Annotated in this window: 11 protein-coding genes and 1 pseudogene; 8 read left to right on the forward strand and 4 right to left on the reverse strand. The window is 69.4% G+C overall.

Annotation, left to right across the window (positions count from 1 at the left end; genetic code table 11):
* Positions 1 to 74: 74 nt before the first annotated feature.
* A pseudogene (locus IF88_RS0110165) lies at positions 75 to 839 on the forward strand (DUF7008 domain-containing protein); the annotation flags it as partial.
* An 85-nt stretch (positions 840 to 924) separates the two neighbouring features.
* On the opposite strand, the gene IF88_RS0110170 reads toward IF88_RS0110165, so the two are convergent.
* Positions 925 to 1,134, reverse strand: a complete 210-nt coding sequence (locus IF88_RS0110170) for a DUF397 domain-containing protein (RefSeq protein WP_030709485.1) — start codon at positions 1,132 to 1,134, stop codon at positions 925 to 927.
* The gene (locus tag IF88_RS0110175) at positions 1,116 to 1,958 is read right to left on the reverse strand and encodes a helix-turn-helix domain-containing protein (protein WP_030709486.1); all 843 of its coding nucleotides are present in this window, start codon (positions 1,956 to 1,958) and stop codon (positions 1,116 to 1,118) included. The genes IF88_RS0110170 and IF88_RS0110175 overlap by 19 nt, the downstream gene beginning before the upstream one ends.
* A 265-nt stretch (positions 1,959 to 2,223) precedes the next feature.
* On the opposite strand from IF88_RS0110175, the gene IF88_RS0110180 reads away from it, so the two are divergent.
* The 4 genes from IF88_RS0110180 (at position 2,224) to pglZ (ending at position 9,690) form a co-directional block, all read left to right on the forward strand.
* Complete coding sequence (locus IF88_RS0110180) at positions 2,224 to 2,403, forward strand: hypothetical protein (RefSeq protein ID WP_051836709.1); 180 nt, start codon at positions 2,224 to 2,226, stop codon at positions 2,401 to 2,403.
* Complete coding sequence (locus tag IF88_RS43355) at positions 2,400 to 2,729, forward strand: hypothetical protein (RefSeq protein ID WP_324617190.1); 330 nt, start codon at positions 2,400 to 2,402, stop codon at positions 2,727 to 2,729. Before IF88_RS0110180 ends, IF88_RS43355 begins: the two co-directional genes overlap by 4 nt.
* A gap of 140 nt (positions 2,730 to 2,869) precedes the next feature.
* Positions 2,870 to 6,778, forward strand: a complete 3,909-nt coding sequence (pglY, locus tag IF88_RS0110190; protein WP_030709491.1) for a BREX-2 system ATPase PglY — start codon at positions 2,870 to 2,872, stop codon at positions 6,776 to 6,778.
* Positions 6,775 to 9,690, forward strand: coding sequence for a BREX-2 system phosphatase PglZ (pglZ, locus tag IF88_RS0110195; protein ID WP_030709493.1), 2,916 nt, complete (start codon positions 6,775 to 6,777; stop codon positions 9,688 to 9,690). Before pglY ends, pglZ begins: the two co-directional genes overlap by 4 nt.
* A gap of 9 nt (positions 9,691 to 9,699) precedes the next feature.
* Here pglZ and IF88_RS0110200 read toward each other — a convergent pair whose 3' ends face one another.
* Positions 9,700 to 10,746: a CBS domain-containing protein gene (locus IF88_RS0110200; protein ID WP_030709495.1), complete on the reverse strand. Its 1,047-nt coding sequence runs from the start codon at positions 10,744 to 10,746 to the stop codon at positions 9,700 to 9,702.
* Positions 10,743 to 12,566 (reverse strand): DUF262 domain-containing protein, encoded by a 1,824-nt coding sequence (locus tag IF88_RS0110205; RefSeq protein WP_030709497.1) that lies wholly within the window; start codon positions 12,564 to 12,566, stop codon positions 10,743 to 10,745. The genes IF88_RS0110200 and IF88_RS0110205 overlap by 4 nt, the downstream gene beginning before the upstream one ends.
* Before the next feature lie 149 nt (positions 12,567 to 12,715).
* Here IF88_RS0110205 and brxD point away from each other — a divergent pair, with 149 nt between their 5' ends.
* From brxD to IF88_RS0110220, 3 genes are all read left to right on the forward strand, one after another.
* Positions 12,716 to 14,050 carry a BREX system ATP-binding protein BrxD gene (gene brxD / locus IF88_RS0110210; RefSeq protein WP_030709499.1) on the forward strand — a complete coding sequence of 445 codons (1,335 nt, stop codon included), beginning with the start codon at positions 12,716 to 12,718 and terminating at the stop codon, positions 14,048 to 14,050.
* The gene (locus IF88_RS0110215; RefSeq protein ID WP_030709501.1) at positions 14,050 to 16,230 is read left to right on the forward strand and encodes a DEAD/DEAH box helicase; all 2,181 of its coding nucleotides are present in this window, start codon (positions 14,050 to 14,052) and stop codon (positions 16,228 to 16,230) included. Before brxD ends, IF88_RS0110215 begins: the two co-directional genes overlap by 1 nt.
* Before the next feature lie 119 nt (positions 16,231 to 16,349).
* Entirely contained in the window at positions 16,350 to 23,120 is a 6,771-nt protein-coding gene (locus IF88_RS0110220; protein ID WP_078892814.1) for a DUF3320 domain-containing protein, read from the forward strand.
* Positions 23,121 to 23,428 lie beyond the last annotated feature (308 nt).

Here is a 23,428-nt window from a genome sequence, read left to right on the forward strand (position 1 = left end):
AGGATCAAACGGGGAGTCTCAAGCATGACCATCCAATCATTCTTGATCACAAAAGGGCTCTCCGTCATCCTCACCAGGCACTTTCGATACACGCCCTAGACCGGATCGAGAACCGTGACCACTGGTTTGACGAGAACGGTATGCCGACTCTCGTCTCACTCTCCCGGCTCACCGATGCGCTCTCGCGCGACGAGGACTTCGTCTCCGTCGCCAAGATTTACGCGCCCCGCAAGGAGCTGCCCGCCGTCGTCGCCGAGCTGATGACCGACGAGCACGTGCCGTTCCTGCCCGCCCTGCGCTACAAGCCCTCCGGGCTGAAGAAGCGGGCGGACTGGGAACACGTCTGGGACCTCCAGCGACAGGAGGACGCCGCTCCGGACGAGCCGGCCAAGCGGAAGATCCGGGACACCACTCCCGTACCGCCGAAGTACACCTCGGCCGACTTCCTGCGACCCTCCTACTGGCGCGCACGCGGAAAGCTGGACGTGCCCAAGGAACGGTTCATCTCCTACGGGCAGACCAACACGCCCACCCCCGACCTCTACGGCTGGGCCGGATGGGATCACGGGCAGCAGGCGTACGCGCTGGACGCGTACATCGCGTCTCACGAGGCGCTGACCACCGAGGAGTTGACGCCGTTCCTTGCCGGACTGCTGGAGCTCCAGCCCTGGCTGGACCAGTGGCACGACGAGTTCGACGCGAACTTCGGCGCCTCGCCCGCCGCGTTCTTCCAGGGCGACCGGCAAATGGTACAGGGCGAGCACGGTCTGACCGATGACGACCTGCGCGCCTGGCGACCAGTTGCCGCCGCGCGGGGGCGTCGCACCGTCAAGAAGTAGGGCTGCCGAAGTAACCGACGGCCCCGTGAAAAAGACGCAAGTCCGTTACGGGGCCGTCGCGGTTCAAGCGCGCACGGGGAGTGGCTCAGGCCGACACCTGGCCGCTCTTGACGGCGGTGACGAAGGACGACCAGCCACCCGACGGGAACACGAGCACGGGGCCGCGCGGGTTCTTGCTGTCCCGCACAGGAACCACGGCCGCGAAGTCGTCGGAGACCTCTATGCACTCGCCGCCGTCCGAGTTGCTGTAGGAGCTCTTGCGCCAGGTTGCAGCGCTCAGGTCGATGGGTCGCACGGTACTTCCTCCAACAGGCGCAGGATGAACTTCCGCGACTCGGCTGGGGAAAGCGCCAGGTCGCGCACCGCATCGTAGGCACGTTGCAGTCGCTCCACCGGCAAGCTCTCCTCGATGAGTTCGCCCCGGTACGCGTTCTCCGTGTATGCCACCGTACGCCCCTCCGCAAGGCGCAGAAACATCACAGCAGTGCTATCCAGGCCACATGGCCCAGCGCTGAATGGCAGGACGTGCATGGTCACGTTCGGGCGCTCCGCCATCTCGGCCAGGTTCTCCAACTGCTCCCGCCAAGCCCCCTCATCGCGTAGCGCCGTCCGCAGCACCGCCTCCGACAGGATCGTCCGAAAGGGCGGCGCATCCTCCCCTTCCAGCAAGTCCCGCCGCCCCATCCGCGCGTCCACCTGCTGCGTCAGCTCCTCGCCCTTGAGCCCCCCTGTGGCCAGTACCTCCCGCGCGTAACCCGGCGTCTGCAACAAGCCCGGCAGCACGCTCACCGCGAAGTGCCACAAACTCAGCGCCTCGGCCTCCAGCGTCATGTAGCGCCGGTACCGCTCCCGGAACTGCGTCTTGTCCCCCGCCGCCAGCTCCCACAACGCCAGCAGCAACCCCGGCGTCCCGTAGTGCTGGTCCAGCGCCTGGACGACCTCCGGGCCGCCCAGCGTTTCGCCCTTCTCCATCTTCCCGAACAGCGACCAGTCCCAGCCCAGTCGTTCACCGAGCTGCCGCAGGCTCGCTCCGCTGCCCGTCCGCAGGCTCCGTAGCTCCTCCGCGAACCGCTGGCGTGGTTCCTGGCTGCGGCCCGTGATCACCCGCCGAGGCGGCATGGCGGCTCCCCTCCGTGACGTCCGTGGAAGGTGTGGAAGTAGTGCCGTACGGCGGGGAATCACAGCCCACGAACAGTGTGTGTGACCTTCTCCGGATACATCCTCGTAATGCCCGGACTACGGACGGTAATCCACGCCGTGCGCTCCGGTCAGCGAATCCGCAGAACCGCCAAGGGAGCGCACCGCCATGACCTCACACGACCGCACCACCGAAACCACAGCCGCCGAACCCGACCACATCGCCCAACAGAAGATCCACGAGGCCATGTACGCCCGCGACGCTCTCGCCGCCGCCCTCACCCGGGCCGGCATCCAGCTGCCCGCCATGGACGTCCGTACCCCCTGGGCGGACGAGGCCCGGTATGCCCTCGTGCACCTCGGGATCTGTTCCGCCCCGGTGGCGCACGCCCTGGCGACCGTGATCACCAGGGGCGCCTCCCGGTGACGGAGGAAATCCCCTCCCCACCACCCGCTCCCCCACCCCCAGCCCACCACCCCGCCATCGGCGACACCGTCCGGGATACCCGCTCCCGCCGCGTCGGCATCGTGACCAACCGGATCGGCCCGTACGTCCGACTCCGGCCGCTCCTCGGCGGCCCGGAGTGGGACGCCGACCCGGCGCAGGTGGCACCGGTCGGCCCGGCGGAGTTGCTGAGCGCGCGGGTGGCCGAGGTCAACGAGCGGAGCCGGCGGGCGGCCCCGGACCCGCCGGCGGGAACCCGGCTCACGCCCGCCGCGCACCGCACGCCGCCGGATGTCGGTGGCGGGTGACGGGGTGACCGGCGGAAGATCGCCGGATCCCTGTCCTGCCGCCGGGTGGGTGTCGGAGAATGTCCTGAGAAATGTCGGCCCGGGATCCGATCCGGCACGCAGCGACGGCGCACGCCGTCAGAAGGTGAGCGAGACACCCAATGGCCCAGCAGCCGCCTCTGCTCCGCGATGTCATCGACATCAAGGAGTCGATCTCCACCTCCGACTTCGTCCTGCAGCTCTCCGAGGCGACGACTCCGGAAGGTGCCGAGCACGCGCTGCGGGACTACGTGGTCACGGAGCGCCTGCTGGAGAACTTCGACGAGGCCCTCGGCCTGATCAAGGCGGCTCTGGACGGCCACACCTCCAAGGCCGCCTACCTCCATGGCTCCTTCGGTTCCGGTAAGTCGCACTTCATGGCCGTGCTGCACGCCCTGCTCGGCGGCAGCCCGGCTGCTCGTGCCCGCGGAGACTTCGACCCGGTGCTCAGCAAGCACGAGTGGCTCGGCACGGACGGGAAGAAGTTCCTGCTCGTGCCGTACCACATGCTCGGGGCCAAGGCCCTGGAGCAGCGGGTGCTGGGCACGTACGTCAGCCACGTCAAGAAGCTGCACCCGGACGCCCCGACCCCGCAGGTGTACCGGACCGACGCGCTCTTCGCGGACATCCGGGCCATGCGGGAACGGATTGGCGACGAGGCCGTCATCAAGGGTCTCCTCCCCGTCGGCGGCGCGGCCGGCGACGAGGAGGGCGACGAGTGGGGCGAGTCCTTCGCCTGGAACTCCGATCTGCTGGACGTCGCGATGGCGGCGGAAGAGGTCCACGAGGCAGGGGTCGCACTCAACATCATCAGCCCGTCCACCCCCGCCGAGCTGCGGGCCCGGCTCGTCCAGGAGGCGAGCACGAACCTGCTGCCCGGGTTCGCCCAGAACGCTGCCGAGAACGAGCACGGGTTCATCTCGCTGGACGCCGGCCTCTCCGTGATCGCCGCGCACGCCAAGTCCCTCGGCTACGACGGCCTGATCCTGTTCCTTGACGAGCTGATCCTGTGGCTGGCGAGCCTCATCCACAACCAGAAGTTCGTGGGCCGTGAAGCCGGCAAGATCACGAACTTCGTGGAGGGCGCCGACGCCCGCCGGGCCATCCCCATCGTGTCGTTCATCGCCCGTCAGCGGGACCTGCGCGAACTGGTCGGCGAGGAGCTGTCGGGGGCGGCGGAGTCCTCCATCCAGGACACCCTCAACCAGGCCTCCGGCCGGTTCGACAAGATCACGCTGGAGGACCGCAACCTCCCCCAGGTCGCGCACGCCCGGCTGCTGCAGCCCAAGAGCGTCGAGGCGGCCTCGCTGATCACCGCCGAGTTCGAGAAGACCCGCAAGGTCCGCCAGGAGGTGTGGGACACCCTCCTCGGGTCCGACCGCGGTGCCGACGGGGTCGGCGCGGACGAGGAGAGCTTCCGGCTCACCTATCCGTTCTCGCCCGCCTTCATGGACACCCTCGTGCACGTGTCGTCCGCGCTCCAGCGCAACCGGACCGGCATGAAGCTGATGGGCCAGCTCCTCGCCGACCACCGCGACGAGCTGCGCCTCGGTGACCTGATTCCCGTCGGCGACCTGTACCCGCTGATCACCGCAGGCGGCGACAAGCCCTTCACCGACAGCCTCAGGGTCGTCTTCGAGGCGGCCGACAAGCTCTACCGGACCAAACTGCGCCCGTACCTCCTGGCCACGTACAACGTGTCGGAGGAAGACGTCGAGCAGTACAGGCACCGCCCTGACAGCATCACCGACCCGGCTCTGCGCGGCCGGGTGAAGACCTTCGTCGGCGACAACCGGATCATCGGCACCCTGCTGCTCTCCGCGCTCGCGCCGAGCGTGCCCGCCCTCGCCGACCTGACGATCCGGCGGCTGTCAGCGCTGAACTACGGCTCGGTGGTCGCCCCGATCCCCGGCCGCGAGTACGGGATCCTGAAGAACAAGGTCGCCGAGTGGGCGGGCCGGTTCCCGGAGATCAAGGAGACCGGTACCGAGGCCAACCCGGGTGTCCGGCTGGAGCTGTCCGGGGTCGACGTCGACTCGGTCATCGCCAATGCCAACGTAAACGACAACCCGGGCAACCGGCTGGCGCTCGCCAAGCGGCTCCTCGCCGAGGAACTCGCCGTGGAACAGGGCCAGCTGGTCGACGAGTTGAACTTCGTCTGGCGGGGCACCTCCCGCGCCGTCGAGGTGATCTTCGGGAACCTCGCGGACGAGGACGAGCTGCCCGACCACGACCTGATGCCGCGCGAGGAGGGCCGCTGGCGGATCGCCATCGACCTGCCCTTCGACGACGGCGAGTACGGGCCGGTCGAGGACGCCAACCGGGTGCGGCGGCTGCGCGAGAAGCAGCAAGACGAGCGGTCCCGTACGGTCGCCTGGCTGCCCGCCCACCTGTCCAGCCAGCGGTACGCGGACTTCCGGCGGCTCGTCGTCATCGACCGGGCGCTCGCCGACGCCCAGCGCTTCGACAGCCAGTACGCGGGCCACCTGAACGCCGACAACCGGGCCCGTGCCAAGGGGCTCCTGGAAACCCAGCGGGAGTCCCTGCTCAAGAACGTGAAGGCCGCCTTCAAGCAGGCGTACGGCCTGGCCGAGAAGAAGGCCACGGACGTGGAGCTCGGCTTCAGCGACCACCTGGAGTCGCTCCGGGAGGTCGAAGGGCTCACCCTGTCCTTCGGCCAGTCCCTGCGCGACGGGATCCGGCACATCGCCGGCAAGCTGCTCGCCTCCCAGTACCCGGAGCACCCGGACTTCGACCCGGAGAACTCCGGGACGACCGTCAAGGCCGCCGACGCGCGGAAGGTGTTCACCCATATCCGGGCCGCAGCGGAGGCCCGTGACGGCCGTGCCGAGGTCCCGGCGGGCGACCGGACGCTCATGCGTCGGGTGGCCGGGCCGCTGCGGCTGGGCCAGCAGAAGGAGGCGTACTTCGAGCTGTCCCCGTACTGGGCGGACCACTTCCGCCAGCTCGCCCGTGAGAAGGGCGTGACCGGCGACCTCACCCTGATCACCCTCACCGACTGGACAGACCGGCCGGCCCCGCGCGGCCTGCCCGACTTCCTGGTCCGGCTCGTAGTGGCCTCCTTCGCGGAGATGGACGACCGGGTGTGGGTGCGCGAGGGCATGCCCCTCGACCCGGCGCCCGAGCTGACGCAGATCTCGCCGCGGGACGCGCTGCGCAGCCAGCCGCTGCCCTCCGAGGAGGACTGGGAGGCGGCGTGCCAGCGGTTCGAGAAGATCTTCGGCAAGCCGGCGCCCACCCTGCGGCGCGGGCGGATCGTCAACCAGTTCGCCCGGCAGATCACCGAGCAGGCGCGCGGCCATCAGGAAGCTGCGGCCGAATTGCTCGCGCGACTGGAGGAGCACACAAGTTTCCTCCGACTCGACGAGACGGACGAGGCGGGGCGCCTGGCCATCGCGCGGCGGGCCGTGGCCTTGCTGGACGCCCTCACCAAGGCCGCCGGGCAGGGTGCGGCCGGGGCGAAGAAGACGGTGGAGGCCCTGGCCGGCTTCGACCTCGGGCAGGTCAATCCCGACCGCTACGGCACCTCGATCGTCCAGGCCCGGACCGTGGCCCAGGCCCTGGCCGCGGCCTCCTGGAACACCCTCGACCTGGCCTCAGCGGAGGGTCCCGACGGGGAGGCCCTGCTGGACTCGCTCCGCAACGTGGCTCAGAAGGACCAGCGGACCAACGACCTGACGGAGGCCCTCGCCCGCACCCAGCGCGAGGTCCTCGCGCTGGTCAAGCGCAACCGGGCGGCGGCAGCGCCGCAGCCCGCGCCGGTACCCGTGCAGCCTGCGCCCGGCCCCGGTGACGTACCGCTGACCACCGTGACCAGCCACCCCAGGGTTCCCGAAGAGATCACGCCCGCCCCGGTCGCCTCGGCCGGCGGCAGCCGCGGGCGCCGCTCCGGCGGCGGACGCACCACGGCCGCCCGCGCGGCGGCCGAACTGCAGGCCGAACTGGCCGAACTGGCCGCCAGGGAGCCCGGCGCCACCATCGAGATCACCTGGCGGGTCGTCGACCGATGAGCACTGCCACCACCGCTGCGACGGTTGCCGTACGGCTGAACCTGGCGACCGTCACCCAGTACCTGTCGTCCCAGAGCTCACTGTCCGTCTCCCTCGGCGGCGGCGACCGGCGGCGGGCGGTCCTGCTGCGCTCGGCGCCTCAGTGGGACGGCCCCGCCGAGCCCTCCTGGGGTGACGGGCTGACCGCCCGGATCGCGGCCGCGGCCTCGCCCCTCGCCGTCCACGAGCTGCTCCTCGGGCATCTGGGCGCGGATGCAGCAGGTCCGGCCGTCCTCGTCGTCCTGACCGACCGGGAGCAGAACGAACTGGACCCGGCGATCCTGGCGCGCGCGCACAAGCAGCGCATCGAGGCCGTGGACAGCTGGGACGTGGTCCGCGAGGCCTTCGGCGCCGAGCAGGTCGACCCCCGGCTGAAGGAGGTCAACTGGGCGGCGGAGGCCCTGCTCGACGCCACACCGCCCGGCGGCTGGCCGCCGCTGGCCGGCGGCATGCTGTCGCGGCGTACCGCACTGTCCGCCCTCGCCCTGCGCCGGCTGCGGCTCGGCCGGTACGACACCGAAGCGGGCCCCTCGGGCCGTACCGTGGCGGGCGACAGCCTGGACCCACACACCCTGCTCGGCTGGTCCCTGGCCGCAGGCGGCCCCGAACGGCTGCTGGAACTGCGCGGGCCCGAGCGGGCCGGCCTGGCCACGTTCCTCGGCGAGGAGGACCAGGCCGGGCCCGCCGGAAGGGCATTGCTCGCCCTCGTGGGCGCCGACCACGGAGCGGACGCGGTGGCCTTCGGCCTGGTCTGCGCCTCGCTCTGGCTGCACTGCGAGCCGGACGCCGATACCTACCGGGCCCGGGGGCGCGCCGAACGCTGGTTCGGCGAGCAGCCGCCGGCCACCGGGGAGGAACTCGACGCCCTGGTGTCCCGCTTCGGGCAGGCCGCAGAGGAGTACGTCCGCACCCTGCTGGCGGCATCCACGCGCGGCACGGCCGGCGATCGGGGCGAAGCTCGCGAGGCGCGGCGGCTCAGCGACACCGTGCTGGACCGCGCGACCGCACTGGTCCGGCAGTTCGGTGCCGAGGTGGCCGCGCAGGCGAGTCCGGTGCTGGCGGACGGCCTCGAGGCACGGTTCGCCGCGGTGGGGCGGGCGCTGACCTCCGGACGGCCCGAGGCGGTGTCGACGGCCGTGCGCGCCCTGGGCGAGCACCAGAGGGTCGACGGGCCGGAGGCGCGAGCGCGTCTGGAGCGGGCCAGGATGGCGCAGCGGCTGGCCCAGTGGCTGTCCGACGAGCCGGTTACCGAGTCCGGCTCGGTGGCCGACGCCATAGCGCGGCAGATCGACGAGACGGGGTGGGTGGACCGGGCTCTTGAGCACATCGAGGCCGGCGGGGACCCGGATCCCGTCCTGAAGGCCGCGTACGACATGCTCGGCGCACGGGTGCGCGCCAAGCGGTACGAGATCGACCGCGAGTTCGCCCACACCTTGGCGACCTGGACGGCAGCGGGCACCCCGCCCGGCTCCATGCTGACCGTGGAGACCTTCCTCGACCGGGTGGTGAAGCCCGTCGTGCGCGGCGGCTCCGGACGGCGTGTCCTGCTGCTCGTACTGGACGGGATGAGCGCGGCCATCGCCGCCGAGCTCGGCGAGGAACTACGCGCTTCCTGGGCCGAGTTCGACCCGGTGAAGGAAGGAGCGCCGCGCCGCCGCGCGATGGCCGCCGCCCTGCCCACACTGACGTCGGTCTGCCGTACGTCCCTGTTCGCGGGGAAGCTGACGAAGGGGTCGCAGGCGGACGAGAAGCGGCTGTTCCCCGCACATGCCTTCTGGGGCGGGGCTCCGGCCGCCGTGTTCCACAAGGACGACCTGCGGGCCGAGGGCTCCGGAGACACCTTCGGCCCGGAACTCACCGAGTCGCTGGCCGACGAGCGGACGCACATCGCCGTCGTGCTGAACACCATCGACGACCGCCTCGCCAAAGAGCAGAAGCTCGGTGACGGTGCCTGGCGGATCGACGAGATAGGGCGACTGCGCGACCTGCTGCGAGTGGCCGCTGCCCAGGGCATGGCCGTCATCCTGACCAGCGACCACGGCCACGTCGTGGACCGGCGGGGCATCAAGGCGGACGCGGTTGCGCCGGAATCCGCCCGCCACCGGCTGCCCGGCGGAACGCCGGGCGAGACCGAGGTGGCACTGTCCGGGCCGCGGGTGGTGTGGCCCGAGCCTGGCGCTTCGATCGTGGCCCTCTGGGACGCGGACTCCCGTTACACGGCTCTCAAGGCGGGTTATCACGGCGGGGCTTCGCTGCGGGAGTTCACCATCCCGGTGCTCGCCTTCCTGCCGTTCGGCGCCATCCCGCCGGTGGACTGGCGGGAGCTCGGTGACCAGGAGCCGCCGTGGTGGGTCCTCGACGGACAGGCGGCCTCGGCCCATGTCACAACGCCGGCGCAGGCCGGGGTGCCCACGGGTAGGCCCGTAGCCGCTGACAAGCCGGTCCGGCAGAAGCCGACGAAAGCGCAGGCCGAGCTGGCCCAGACGCACGACTCACTGTTCGACGTCGCCGTGGTACCGGCGGCCGAGCACGAGGAAGCCCTGGTCGCAGCCGTACTCGTCACGCCGGACGATGTACTGATCACCGCACTGCTCGCGTCGGAGGCGTTCCAGGACCAGGTCGGGCTGCTGGCCCGCAAGCCGCCCATGGACAAGCTGGAGAAGGCGATCCGGGCACTCCTGGAGGCCGGAGGAACCCTGCCCGTGACGGCCGTGGCGCAGCGCGTCGACTACCCGGCCACTCGTGCAGACGGCTTTGCCGCAGTGCTGCGCCAACTCCTCAACTACGACGGGGTGCAGGTCCTCCAGACCTTGCCGGACGGACGGACCCTCCGTCTGGACAGAAACCTGCTGCGGTTGCAGTTCGGGGTGTGAGGCAGTAGCTCAGCCGACGTAGTCCCGCAGCAAGGTCGTGAAGGCGGTCAGCTCCCGCATCGATTCGGACGGCAAGGGCTCCGCATCGAAATGGGCGATCCGGTTGCGGATGTCCTTCACCCGCTGCAGATGACGGACGAACTGGCCGCGGTCCAGGGATTCACACTGGAGCGCGGCCCAGTTGAGGTCCGCCTGCTGAGCCATGACCTGCTTGCTCTGCTCTCCGTTGAGGAGGTAGACGTAGTCGCCGAACGTCAGATCCTCGACCCTGCCTGAACGGTTCTCGGCCTTCTTATTGGTCTGAACGGCCTTGATCGCGTCTTCGGTGAGCTTGGTTCCCAGCCACCGGCGCAGGAGCGACTCGAGCTCGCCGAGGAGGAAGAAGGGGCGGGCCGCGCTCTCGAAGCGGTGCACGACGTGGGCCTGCGTCACGATGCCGGACAGGCTCCCGTCTTCGCCCCGGATCAGCAGATAACCGTGTTCTGACAGCATGGGCAGGCAGGAGAAAAACTCCTGTCGTGCGTCGGCCACCGGCAGGGACTCCTGCTGCATGGCGTTCTCCAGGCTGCGCTCCTTGCCCCGTTCGTACATCAGGGCCAGAGAACGCCAGGTGATGACGCCGTGGAGGGTCGTCATGCCCGTCGTGACAGGCACCTGGGCATAGCCCCTGTGGCGCATCAGGTACGTCGCCTGTGACAGTTCCGTGGTGGCGGAAACGCATCGCACTCCACCGCGGGCGGACGGCAGGTCACCGATCCGGAGCCGTTGCGGCAGCGAAGCCGAAGGAAGCGGATCCCTTTCGACCTCTTCGGCCTCATCGGGCACGAACGTGGCCTGGGCGGCCGCGGCGAGGGCGACGATCTGGACACGCTCGCCCGGAGCGCAATTGGCGAAGTCCGGGAGAGTGGCGAGCCCTGCGTCGGTGAGTGCTTGCGCGATGTCGTGCACGTTCCACGGCCGGCGCACGCGCACACCGAACAGGTCCAGCAGGTCCCCCAGGGGAAGATCCGTTCCCTTGAGCGCGAGAAGCTTCTCCGTGCTCGGCTTCTTGCTCACTTGACCGCCTTGGCGTCGGTCATGTCACGCAGGATCGTCCGCTTGCCCATGGCGTGGTAGACCATGTCCTCGAGCTGCTTGGCCCGTGCCGCGTAGAACGCCTCATAGTCGTTCTTCCTCAGCAGGTACGGATCGATCAGATGTGTCGCGATGACGTCGTCGAACCACTCACGGCGCATGTCGGAGGCAGCGGCGAGCGAGTCGAGATAGGCACCCGGAGCACCGGTGAGGGCCTGAGCCGCACGCAGGGAGAGCGGTGTCTTGTTGACGATGGAGTTGGCGGGGGAGGTCTTGCCCCCTTCTTGGTTCCGGCGCACCCAGGCCCGGGGGAAGACGTGGCGGACGTCCACCCCGTACTCGTCCATCAGGCTGGGCTTCAGCGGGGTCTCCGTGTAGTGCCAGTCCACCGCGCCCTGTTTGATGAGCAGGGCGTAGATTCCCTTGTAGGCGGCGCTGTTGCGAGTCGTGAGCGTGTCCAGCCGCTCCGGGAAGAAGTAGGCGTCGGTCACGGTCTCGGGGGCGGGTCCCCCGCGCCGAACCCAGGCCACGAGCTGTTCGACGTCCCGCGTGAAGCGGGTTTCGGTGGAGCCTCCGTACATCTCACCGAGCACGCCGCACCAGTACCACTGCGTGATCATGTCCTCCGCGCCGAGCGTGTCCGTCGCCTCCCCGAGGATGGCCCTGACGGCGGCGAGGGGTACCAGCTGAGTGCGGTAGGGCAGATCGGCAGCGCGCACGATGCACTGCCTCTCCAAGAAGGCACCCACCCATGCGAACGCCTTGGCAAGCCGGGGAGCAAGCGACTCGAAGTCTGCGAGGGGGAGTTCCAGGAGGTCTCGGCGCTTGCAGGAGACACCGGTGCCCTGCCCGTCCTGCTTCCGCAACCAGGTGCGCACCAGCGCGACGGACTGCAGGAAGTCGCTGCTGCTCAGTCCGTCGTCGATGCCCGCCTCGAGTCGGCCGAACACCGGATGACGGCCGGCCAGCTCCTCCTTGATCGCCCGCCAGGCCTGCGGCAGCTGGTAGTAGTCCCCCGTCCGCTCGCGGTAGGCGCGGTCGCCGGCGTAGGTCGCCGTCAGCAGTTCGAAGACGTTGAGGGGCACACCGCCGGTGTTCACGCGCTCGAAGACGGCGCACACGGCGTCCATGGAGGTGGAGGCAGCCAGCTTGATCATGGGCACCTGGAAGGAGCGCACAGGCTCGAGAACCTGCTCCTCGAAACGGCTCCACCGATCGAAATGGCCGTCGTCCATCTTCTCGTACGCCCGTCGCCAGGCGTTCACCTTCGCGGTGTCGAAGACAATGCGCAAGGGGAAGAGTCCGGCGGCGCACTCGCCGTTGGCGGTGGTCAGGTCATGAACGACGTCCCGGGCGAAGTTGGCCCGAAGCACCTTGTCCTCCGGTACGGACACGATGGCCTCGTCGCGGTCCGCGGGCGAGCCGACCGCCTTCTCGATGTCCACGTAGTACCAGCGCCTGACGGCGTTGCCCCGTGCATCGCTGGTCTCGACGGGAGTCTCCTGGAACAGCGCCTGGAACAGGGAGGTGAGGCGCTGCTGGCCGTCGAGGAGCAGGAGGCTGGGCGCCACGTCCTCCGACACCTTCGCGCCGGTGAGGGCACGGGCACGGAACGGTGAGTCGCCGCCCGCCTCCAGCGTCATCACCACGCCCAGGGGGTAGTCGAGCGTCACCGTCGCAACAATGGCTCGAATTCGATCGTCATCCCACTTCCAGTCCCGCTGGAAGTCGGGCAGTTGGAGGGCCCCGGATGCCACATCCGCCAGGAGCGCCTTGAGTTTTACATTGTCGAGTCCCGCCACGTGCCTGTTCCCCACCCTTGCCGGTCTGCGCGCTCTCCACGCGGTGCGCGATTAGACCAACCGCGCGACATAACGGTCAACGAGATTGGCCGAGCCGGTAATGGACTTCAGCCAACCACCATGCGTCACCGCGATGGGACACTGATGACGTGAGTACCGCTGCTTCCTCCCGTCCCTCTCCGGCCAGTGCGGCACGTCGCCGTGCGGTGATCGACGCCCTGCGTCGCGGAGCCGTACCCGAAAGCGGGCTCGATCTGCTGGCCACCGGGCTGAGCCGGTTCGAGACGGCACTCGATGCCGAGCTCGACGCGGTCGCCTCCGGCTCCTCGGTGTTCAAGGCCGTACGCGGTGAGTACGGCTCGGGCAAGACCTTCTTCACCCGCTGGCTGGGCGAGCGGGCCAAGCGACTGGGCCTCGCCGTAGCCGAGATCCAGATCTCGGAGACCGAGACGCCGCTGCACAAGCTGGAGACCGTGTACCGGCGGCTGACCGAGCGGCTGACCACCGCGAGCTTCCCGCCGAGTGCCCTCAGGCCTGTCATGGACGCCTGGTTCTACGCCCTGGAGGAGGACGCACTCGCAGCCGGTGCCGACGAGGAGGAGCTCCCCGCTGAAGTCGAGAAGCTGCTCACGGCGCGGCTGGCCGAGGTGTCCCGACACGCCCCTTCCTTCGCTACGGCCTTGCGGGGCTACCGGTCAGCCCTCACCGAGGGAGACGAGAAGACGGCCGCAGCGGTCATGGCATGGCTGGGCGGCCAGCCGCACGTGGCCGCGGCGGCCAGACGGTCCGCCGGGGTGCGCGGCGATCTGGACCACTTCGGGGCGTTCGGATTCCTGCAGGGGCTGCTGACGGTGCTCCGCGACTCCGGGCACCGGGGGCTGTTCGTGGTCCTCGACGAGGTGGAGACGTTGCAGCGGGTCCGCTCAGACGCCCGCGACAAGGCTCTGAACGCACTGCGGCAGCTCATCGACGAGGTGCATTCGGGCCGCTTCCCCGGGCTCTATCTGGTGATCACGGGAACTCCGGCGTTCTACGACGGTCAGCAAGGCGTACAAAGGCTGCCTCCGTTGGCCCAGCGTCTCGCCACCGACTTCACCACGGACCCTCGGTTCGACAACCCGCGGGCCGTCCAGGTACGTCTGCCCGGTTTCACGCAGGAGTCGCTGATCGGTCTCGGCGTGACCATCCGGGACCTGTACGCGGAGGGTGCCGACGCCCCCGACCGGGTCAAGGCCGTCGTGGACGACGCGTACGTCGCCGACCTCGCGCGGGCGGTCGGCGGTGCGCTCGGCGGGAAGGTCGGGGTGGCGCCACGGCTGTTCCTGAAGAAACTCGTCGGCGATGTGCTTGACCGCGTCGACCAGTTCGACGACTTCGACCCCCGACAGCACTACCGGCTGACGGTCATGGACAACGAACTCACCGAGGTGGAGCGCAATCTGGCGGCCGCGGTGTCAGCCGACGAAATCGACTTGGACGTCTGATGGGCGGAGCCCGCGGAGAAGATCCCGTCGACCGGCTCGACCCCGTCGTACTCCATCACGTGGTGAACACCCTGGGCTGGCCCGATCTGCGACCACTGCAGCGGGCAGCGATCCATCCCCTGATGGACGGCGAGGACGCGGTTATCCTCGCCCCCACCGCGGGAGGGAAGACCGAGGCCGCCTGCCTGCCGATCCTGTCGGCCATGTCCGAGGGCGGCTGGTCCGGTACCTCCGTGCTCTATCTGTGTCCGCTCAAGGCGCTGCTCAACAACCTCGTGACACGAGTCGACTCGTACGCCCAGTGGCTCGGGCGCAGCGCAGCCCTGTGGCACGGGGACACGAAGGAGTCGCAGCGCCGGCACATTCGCACCGAATCGCCGGACATCCTGCTCAGCACGCCCGAGTCGCTGGAGGCCATGCTCATCGGTGTGAAGACCGACCATGCTCACGTGCTGGGCAGTGTCCGGGCGGTCGTGGTGGACGAGGTGCACGCCTTCGCGGGTGACGATCGCGGGTGGCACCTCCTGGCCGTGCTGGAACGACTGGAGCGGGTAACGGGGCGCCCCGTCCAACGGATCGGCCTGTCGGCGACCGTGGGCAACCCCCAGCATCTGCTCACCTGGCTCCAGGGCTCCGGCGCCGGGAAGAGAGCGGGACAGGTCATCGCCCCCGACCTCGTCGCGGCACCCGCCGCTGCCGCGGAGCTCGGCCTGGAGGGCGGCCTCGATGCGCCGAAGGCGCGCCCTGCCGGTGAAGTGGAGCTCGACTATGTCGGTTCCCTCGACAACGCCGCCAAGCTCATCGCCACGCTCCATCGTGGCGAGAAGCGCTTGGTGTTCTGTGAATCGAGGCGCCAGGTGGAGGAGCTGGGCGCGGCACTGAGGGCGCGCGAGGTGACGGTCTTCCTCTCCCACGCCTCGCTGTCGGCCGGGGAGAGAGCCAGATCGGAGCAGGCCTTCGCGGAGGCGCGCGACTGCGTCATCATCTCGACGTCCACCCTGGAATTGGGGATCGACGTCGGCGACCTGGACCGCGTCATCCAGATCGATTCGCCTCGCACCGTCGCCTCGTTCCTCCAACGCATCGGACGCACGGGCCGAAGGCCGGGCAGTACCCGCAATTGCCTTCTCCTCGCTACCGGCAAGGACTCCCTGTTGCAGGCTGCCGGACTGCTTCTGCGCTGGGAGCAGGGCTGGGTGGAACCGGTGGTCGCACCGCCGGAGCCGCGCCACCTCGTGGCACAACAGCTCCTCGCCGCCACTCTCCAAGAACACAGGATCGGTGACCAGACCTGGTCCGGTCTGTGGAACGGACTGGCGCCGTTCGACTGCTCGTCCGCCCCCATTCTGCGTCATCTGGTGGACGAGGGGTTCCTCGACCAAGACGGCGGCATGCTCTTCATCGGCCCCGAGGCGGAACGTCGTTTCGGCCGTCGTCACTTCATCGAACTGACCGCGTCTTTCACGGCCCCACCGCAGTTCACCGTGCTGGCCGGGCGTACCGAGATCGGCCAGACGGATCCCTCCGTACTGACTGCGGAACGGCGAGGACCGCGCAGGCTGCTGCTCGGAGGCCGAAGCTGGCAGGTCACCTTCGTGGACTGGCTGCGCAAGCGCGTCTTCGTCGAGCCGGCCGACGGCGGCGGCGTCGCCAAGTGGACGAGCGGGTCGATCGCCGGGCTGTCGTACTCCTTGACCCGCGCGATGCGCGACGTGCTGCTGGGGACGGACCCCTCGGTGTCGCTCACCCGCCGCGCCGAGGTGTGTCTGACCGAATGGCGTGCGGAGAGCGCGCCGCACACGGCCCATCCGGGAGGGACGCTGGTTTCCCGAGTGGAGAAGGACGTTCGTTGGTGGACGTGGGCCGGGTACCGCGCCAACGCCACGCTGGCGGCGACTATGCCGTCGATCAGCGACCCGGTCCAGCGACCGACCGACTGCTACGTGCGTCTGCGTGAAGACCTCACACCGGAGATGTGGCGGACAGCCCTTGAGGGGGCCGGCGGCGGCGCCGCCCTGGTCTTGCCGGATGTGGACCCCCGCGCCGTGCACGGACTGAAGTTCTCCGCCGCACTGCCGGAGCGTCTCGCCATCGCCACCGTCGCCGCGCGGCTCGCCGACTTCGACGGGGCTCGCGCCGTACTCGCCGACCCCGTCCGCTTTCACGTCGGGCAACCATGACGGCTGGCCTCATCTACGAGACCGGCTTCTGATTTCCACACCATGACCATAGAATTCGCGCGTCCATGGGGGGCGAGTGCGACAGGCCGAGCATGTCGCGCAGGGGGATCAGTCGGAGGATGCCGGGCCTGCCCGTGTCGCCGTACCCCGGTGAGAGTTGCGTGCTCTTCTCCTTCGGGCCTGAGTGGTGCGAAGCGAGAGCGGGGACGACTGTGACGACCGGTACGGGTATCTTCGGGGGCGGCAGCGATCTGGAACGCCTCAAGGCCGTCCTGGCAGGTTGGCGTACATCACTCGTAGACCTCAGCGGACGCAACCGACTGTTGAACTTCAGGCACACCCGCACCTCGACGCTGAAGATTTCGGCCCCCTCGCCCTCGGTCCTGGTGAGCCTGCTGGAGAACCGTGCGCTGTACTTCGCCCCGCTCCCGGACGAAGCACCCATTGAGGGCGAGCAGCCGGTGTGTTCGCCTCCCGGTGAAGACGACATCGTCACCGACAAGTCCACGGCTCCTGCCCTTGAACGGTCACTGCGCTCGCTGCGTTCCAAAGCGACACAGATGTTCAACGACTACGGCCTGTGGACCCTTCACCTGGGCGTCGGCGTCCTGCACTGGCGGGAGGACGGAGCGACCACCAGCAGTCAGGCGCCACTGATCCTCTTCCCTGTGGAACTCGTGCGGACGTCCACCGGGCGGCTGCTCCTCCAGGCGAACGACGACGAGGACCCACAGCTCAATCCCGCGCTGCCGATCAAGCTGGAACAGTTCGGCATCGACTGGGCTCCTGTCGCCGAGACCGACTGCCGTGACGTGACCGCAGTGATCGAGGCCGTACGCAAGGCCGTGGCCGGCAAGTCCCAGTGGGCGGTGGAGGAGCAGGCCGTCATGGCGCTCTTCTCCTCCCACAAGGAGTCGATGTACCGGGACCTGCTCGAGAACGAGGACCGGCTCCTCGCGAGCGACCTGGTACGCGCCGTGGCGGTGGGACCCGGCGACGCCCTCGCCTCGGACCGCTTCGACTTCGAGGAAGTGCCGTCGGAGCGGGTCGACGAGCTGGCCCCTCCGGAAGACACCCCCTTGGTGCTGGACGCGGACACCTCGCAGCGCCAGGCCGTCGCGGCCGCCGTCGCAGGACGGTCCTTCGTGCTCGACGGTCCTCCGGGAACGGGCAAGAGCCAGACGATCACCAACATCATCGCCGGGCTCATGCACGCCGGCCGCAGTGTGCTGTTCGTCAGTGAGAAGGCGGCTGCGCTGGACGTCGTACTGGAGCGGTTGCAGTCGGTGGGGCTCGACTCCTATGCCCTCGCCCTCCACAGCCGCAACACCAGCCGCAAGGCCGTGGCGCAGGAACTGGGCCGCGCGCTCTCCGAGCAGCCGCAGGCGAGCGGGCTCCCCGACCAGGAGCGGGTCCAGGCACGCCTCGACCGCGAAGCGCTGTCCGCGTACGCCACCGCAATGAACGAGATGCGTCAGCCCATGGGCCGCACGCTGCACGATGTCATCGGACAGGTGGGCGTGCTCGACGACGCGCCTGTCGCCTACCTGGCCACTGGTGACGGTACCTCTCGGCGGTTCGACGCTTCCTCTCTGTCCGCGGCCGACCTGGAGAACGTCCTGAAGGCCGCCCGTGCCATCGGTGGCGCCTGGCAGGCAGTGGCGGACCCGGCCTTCCCCTGGCGCGGGCTGCGTTCGGACCTGCCCCATCCCGGCCCCGCGCTCGAGGAGGCACGCGCAGCCCTGAGGGGGCTGCTGTCCGCCCTCGACGGCTACGAAGCGCTCAATACGGACGGCGCGCAGTTCACGACATCGGACCAGGTGAACCGACTCATCCAGCTGCTCCGCCTGCTCGACGAACGTTTGCCCGTGCCCGAATGCTGGCTCACCGACGTCGACGTCGCGCACTCCGTGACCGATCCGGTCGAGTCCTTCCTCGACGTACTCCGTCGTGTACGGGGTGCCCAGCAGACCGCGCAGGACCTCGTTGGCGTCCGCTGGCAGGAGCTGTCCCCGCGCCTGCGTTCCGAGCCGCCCGCGGCGGAGCAAGCCCTGGCCACCCTCGAACCGCGGGGGCTGGATCTGACCGGACTGACCGAGCAAGAGACGGACGGCCTCTGCCGCGAATTCAGGAAGGTGGCCGACCTACTGGGGACCGCCACCGCCTCGGCCCGTGAGCTCACCCGGATTCTGGGGGTCGACGAACCCCGATCACTGGCCGAGGTAGTGGCCCTGTGCGATCTGGCGGACCTGTCCGGTGTCCCGCACCGCCCGTTGGAGGCATGGTGCGACCCGGAGGGCTTCGCCGCCGCGCAGCAGGCTGCCCTCGACCTCGTGGCCGGCGCGGTGGGAGAGTTCGGGGTCTGCCGGGACCGAACGGTTGCGGCGCGGGCGACCGCGCAGGAACACGCGGGGCCGGGCTGGGCGGACATACCGTCGCATCTGCCCTGTCAGCCTGGAGCCGCGGAGCTCGCGCTCGGCACTCTGAAGCCGCCCGGTGCCGATCTCACCGTCCTGGGCAGCGACGAGGCCGAATCGCTGGCCCGCCGCTGGGGCAGCCTTGCCGACATGCTGGAAGGCGCAGCGAAGTGCGCGGTGGACGCGGCCGATCTGCTGGGGTGCGAGCCGCCCGGGCCCCTCTCCGAGACGCGTTCCGTGGCGGGTCTGGCCGCTCTGGCCACCAACGTCCACCGGGCTCCCGAAGCCTGGTTCGATCCGGCGGTACTACCTCCGGCACGCCGGGCCGTGAACGAACTGCACCGCCTCATGGGCGTCCTCGACGTGGCCCGGCAGGAGGCACAGGGCGTGTTCGGCCCCGACACGCCCCGCGCCGCCGGCCTGATCGAAGCGGTGCGCCGTCTTTCGGAGAACGGGCGGCGCTTCGCGGCCGGTCTGTCCTCTCAGGTGCGGGCCGACCGAAAACTCGTCGGCGGAATCAGCACCGGCGGGTCCTGGCACAGCGGGCTGCAGGAGGAGATGGCCAAGGCTGCGGTCTGGCAGCAAGCACACGAGGCCGTACAGGCCGCAGTGACCGAGTACGGAGACTTGCTCGCGGCCTACGCCGGTGACGACCTGCCCGACCTCGACGCGCTGGACGGCGCCATGCGCCAGGCCGAGGAGGCGCACCGGCTGGGCGCAGCCGTGGTGGCCGACCCGGTGCGTCGCCGTCGCCTGGCCGCGCAGCTGGCCCATGGAGCCGTCTCCGACCCCGCACTCCTCGCATGGGGCACTCGGCTGGAGGGCGATCTGGGCACGTGGACGTCCGCAGTGCGGGAGTCGCGGCTGCGCGAGCACGAAGCGGCTCTGGCCGAGCTCGGACCGGCGGCAGCCGCCGCCTGGCTTCGCGCGCATGCACCTGCGCTGGAAGACACCGTACGGCTGATCGACATCGTGCATTCCGTCGGCCGCCGGGAGTTCGCCGAGGGTAGAGGGCACACCCTCGCCTCGGCCCGCACGGCCATTGCGGTGGCTCACACGGCGCAGCGGGAGGACGCGGCGTTCGCAGCCAGGGAGCCCGAGGACCGGGAACTGCTGTGCGGCTGGTACGCGGGCCTGGACACGCGTCTCGACAGTCGCCCGGACAATGATGGCGGTGCAGCGCTGGAGGACGTACTGCTGCGTCGGGCGGTGCGGCTGAAGGCCACGGGCAGCGGCCCCGAAGCAGAGCTTGACGCTTCCGAAGCCGTGGAACCCCTGGGCGAGTACGCCCCGGCCGGCCGGCCTCGCACCGCCGCCCTGGCCTCGGCGCTGGCCGCCGCGTCCGACGCCCACCGGTTGGCCGGACCGGTTTTGGCGGACCCGGTGCGGCGAAGCGGCATCGTCCGTGCGCTCCGTTCCGGACAGCCCGCCGTTCCGGGCCTGCTGGAAACGGCCACCCGCCTACGCGCACGGTGCGCCGACTGGGCGACTTTCACGAACTCTCCCGCCGTGGCCCCTGTCGGCTACGGTTTGCGTGCCTGTTCCCTCCACGAGGGCGCGGCCTGGCTCCGCACGCACCTCGAACCCCTCGATGAGGCCACCTCCTTGATCCACGCGGTGACCCGGGTCACCGACTCCTCGGAGGGGGCCACTGCCTGGCTGTCATTGGGCAGCGCCCGCTCCGCCGTGGCAGCCGTCGTGGCGGCGCGCACCACCGAGGAGGACTTCCGCAGCGCCGAGGTGGAGCACCGCCGCCTGCTCGGGGACCTGTACGACGGGATCAGCACCTCACGGGAGACCATCCACAACGCTCTGGACTGGGCCCTCAGCGCCCGCCGCAGCGCTTCCGGCACCGGCGCGGCGGCTCCCCTGGCGCCCGAGGCCGCACGCCTCCTGCTGCAGGCGGCGCCCGATTCGTCAGTGAAGCGCCGCAGCCGCGACTGGCTGGAGCGGACGGAGGTCCTCATCGGCCACTTCGCACCGGCCCGGGCAGCAGAGGTCCGTGCCGAGCTGGAGACCGCGTTCCCTGCTGCCCGGGCGCTCCTCGACCGCATGGCCGACGATCCGTACGGTCCGGATGCCTGGCTCCGCTCCGCCGAGGCCCGGGCAATATTGAGCGGCTACGGCCTGGAAGAACTGCCGGCGCAACTGGCGGACCGCGAGGTGCCGGCGTCGCTCTTCCCCGTGGCCGTGGAGCGCACCGTGCTGCGCGCCTGGGTGGAGCACCAGCTGGCCGTCGACATCCGCCTCTCGGTGGTACGCGCCACCGACCGGGATCAGTTGGTGGAGCGTTATCGCCGGCTGGACCGCGGGCTGGTGCGGGCCGCCCACGCAACGGTGATCGACGCCTGCAACACACGGCGCCCCCGTAGGGCGACGACGGGACAGGCCGCGATCCTGAGCCGTCAGGCAAAGCTCCAGCGACGGCACAAGCCCGTGAGACGGCTCCTCGATGAGACACGAGACGTCGTACAGCGGCTCAAGCCGTGCTTCATGATGAGTCCATTGACGGTCAGCCAGTTCCTGCCGCCGGACTTCCACTTCGACGTAGTGATCTTCGACGAAGCGTCGCAGGTCCTTCCACAGGACGCCGTGAACGCCGTCTACCGCGGAGACGCGCTGATCGTGGCGGGCGACCCCCGGCAGCTACCTCCCACGTCGTTCTTCAGCGCCGGCGGTGACTCCGACGATGACGACGAGTGGGACGAGGAGGTACCCGACGCGTTCGAGTCGATCCTGGACGCCTGCAAGGCCAGCGGGGTGCTGCGCGAGCTGTCGCTGCGCTGGCACTACCGAAGCCGCCACGAAAACTTGATCGCCTTCAGCAACCACGAGTTCTACGAAGACTCCATGGTCGTGTTCCCCGGTGCCGTCACCGACGGTCACGACGTGGGGGTCGCCTTCTACAAGGCCGACGGCGTGTACGACCGCAGCAACCGGCGGGACAACATCCGTGAGGCCGAAGTGGTGGCCGATCGTGTCATCCACCACTTCTCGACGCGGCCGCATCTGACCTTGGGGATCGTCACGCTCTCCAAGGCGCAGGCAGAGGCCGTCGAGGACGCCGTCGCCAAGGCGCGCAAGGCCCGGCCCGACCTTGATTCCCACTTCACGGAGGACCGCCTGGGCGGCTTCTTCGTGAAGAACCTGGAGACGGTGCAGGGTGACGAACGTGACGTGATCATCCTGTCGGTCGGCTACGGACCCGATGCGCAGGGCAAACTGCGCGCCACGTTCGGCCCGATCAACCGAGAAGGCGGCTGGCGGCGTCTGAACGTGGCCGTGACCCGGGCGCGTCACCGGGTGGAGGTCGTGGCCTCCTTCCACGGCTCCGACCTGTCGGACAGCGCGAACAAGAGCGTCCAGCACCTCAAGCGGTACCTCCAGTACGCGGAGCAGGGCCCCACGATCCTGGCCACGGCAGCACCCGACCCGGAGGCCGCGCCGGAAAGCCCGTTCGAGGAGGACGTACTCGACACCTTGCGCAGCTGGGGCTACGACGTGCAGCCCCAAGTGGGTGTGGCGGGCTTCCGGATCGACATGGCGATCCGGCACCCGGGAGCTCCCGGCGCGTACGCGCTCGGAATCGAGTGTGACGGCGCGATGTACCACTCGTCACGCGCGGCCCGTGACCGTGACCGGCTGCGGGAGGAGATCCTGCGCGGCCTGAAGTGGAACCTGCACCGGATCTGGGGAACGGACTGGTACCGCAACCGCAAGGACGCGCAGCGGCGGCTTCGAGAAGCCGTAGAGGCCGCATGCTCCGTGGACCCTCACGCAACGGCCACAGGGCTGGAGCCGGTCGTCGTAGCCGTCCCAGTGACGGCAGAGGTTGAGATCGTTCCCGTCGAGGAGTCCGACCGCTCCGAGTGGAGCCGCCCCTACCGCGCGATGCGTCTCGAGGAGCTGTACGAACTCAGGCGTGTCCTAGGCAGGCAGACGGGGCTCGGCAACATCGACCTGCGCGAGCCCGAGGCGATCGATCTGGTGGCGGAGTTGGCACGTCACGTCATCTCGGTGGAAGGACCCATCGAGGAGGAAGTACTGATCGGCAGGGTGCGGGAAGCTTGGGGGCTTGATCGCGCAGGGCAAATCGTGCAGGCCAGTGTCCGCAAGGCGCTGGAGCGGTTGCGCAGAAAGAACTTGGCAGTTCAGGCAGGAACAGCATGGAATACGCCGGAGCATGAGGTGACGACGGCTCGTACGCCGAGTGCGGACCTCGAGCGCAAGAAGGTCCTGCACGTTCCCCCTGCCGAGCGACAGGTGGCCCTCCTCGGCATTCTCTCCGAGTCTCCTGGACTGCAACGCGATGAACTTGCCAAAGAATCAGCGCGCTTCTTCGGGTGGCTGCGTCTGGGAGCTGACATTCGGGCTGCCTTCGATCAAGACATCGAGGCACTCATCGCCAGAAACAGCATCGAGGAAGGACCATCGGGTTTGATCCCCATGGAGGACCGTTCCGTGGGCCGTTGACAGGTGCGCCGTCGCACACGACGCTCTCCGTGCAGCGGATCTGTGTCAGCGGCGGCCAGCCCTCCGGCCGCGGCTACTGAAAGTAGCCGCCAGCCGCCATTCCCAGGTGCCCGGCGGTGGTCATGCACAGATGGCGCTGCCATGGGCGTTGGCCACCCATGGCAGCGAACAGTCAAGACTTCGTAATACCAAGCCTCGGGATACGGGCCTAAAGCCCGGCTGACCTGCGCGATCAGGGAGCTGGCAACCCGGCGGAACGCGCGTCAAACGTGCGTCACGAGCGCCGAATCCGCATCACGATATCGCGC

The sequence above is a fragment of the Streptomyces sp. NRRL F-2580 genome (assembly GCF_000720115.1).
GTDB lineage: Bacteria > Actinomycetota > Actinomycetes > Streptomycetales > Streptomycetaceae > Streptomyces.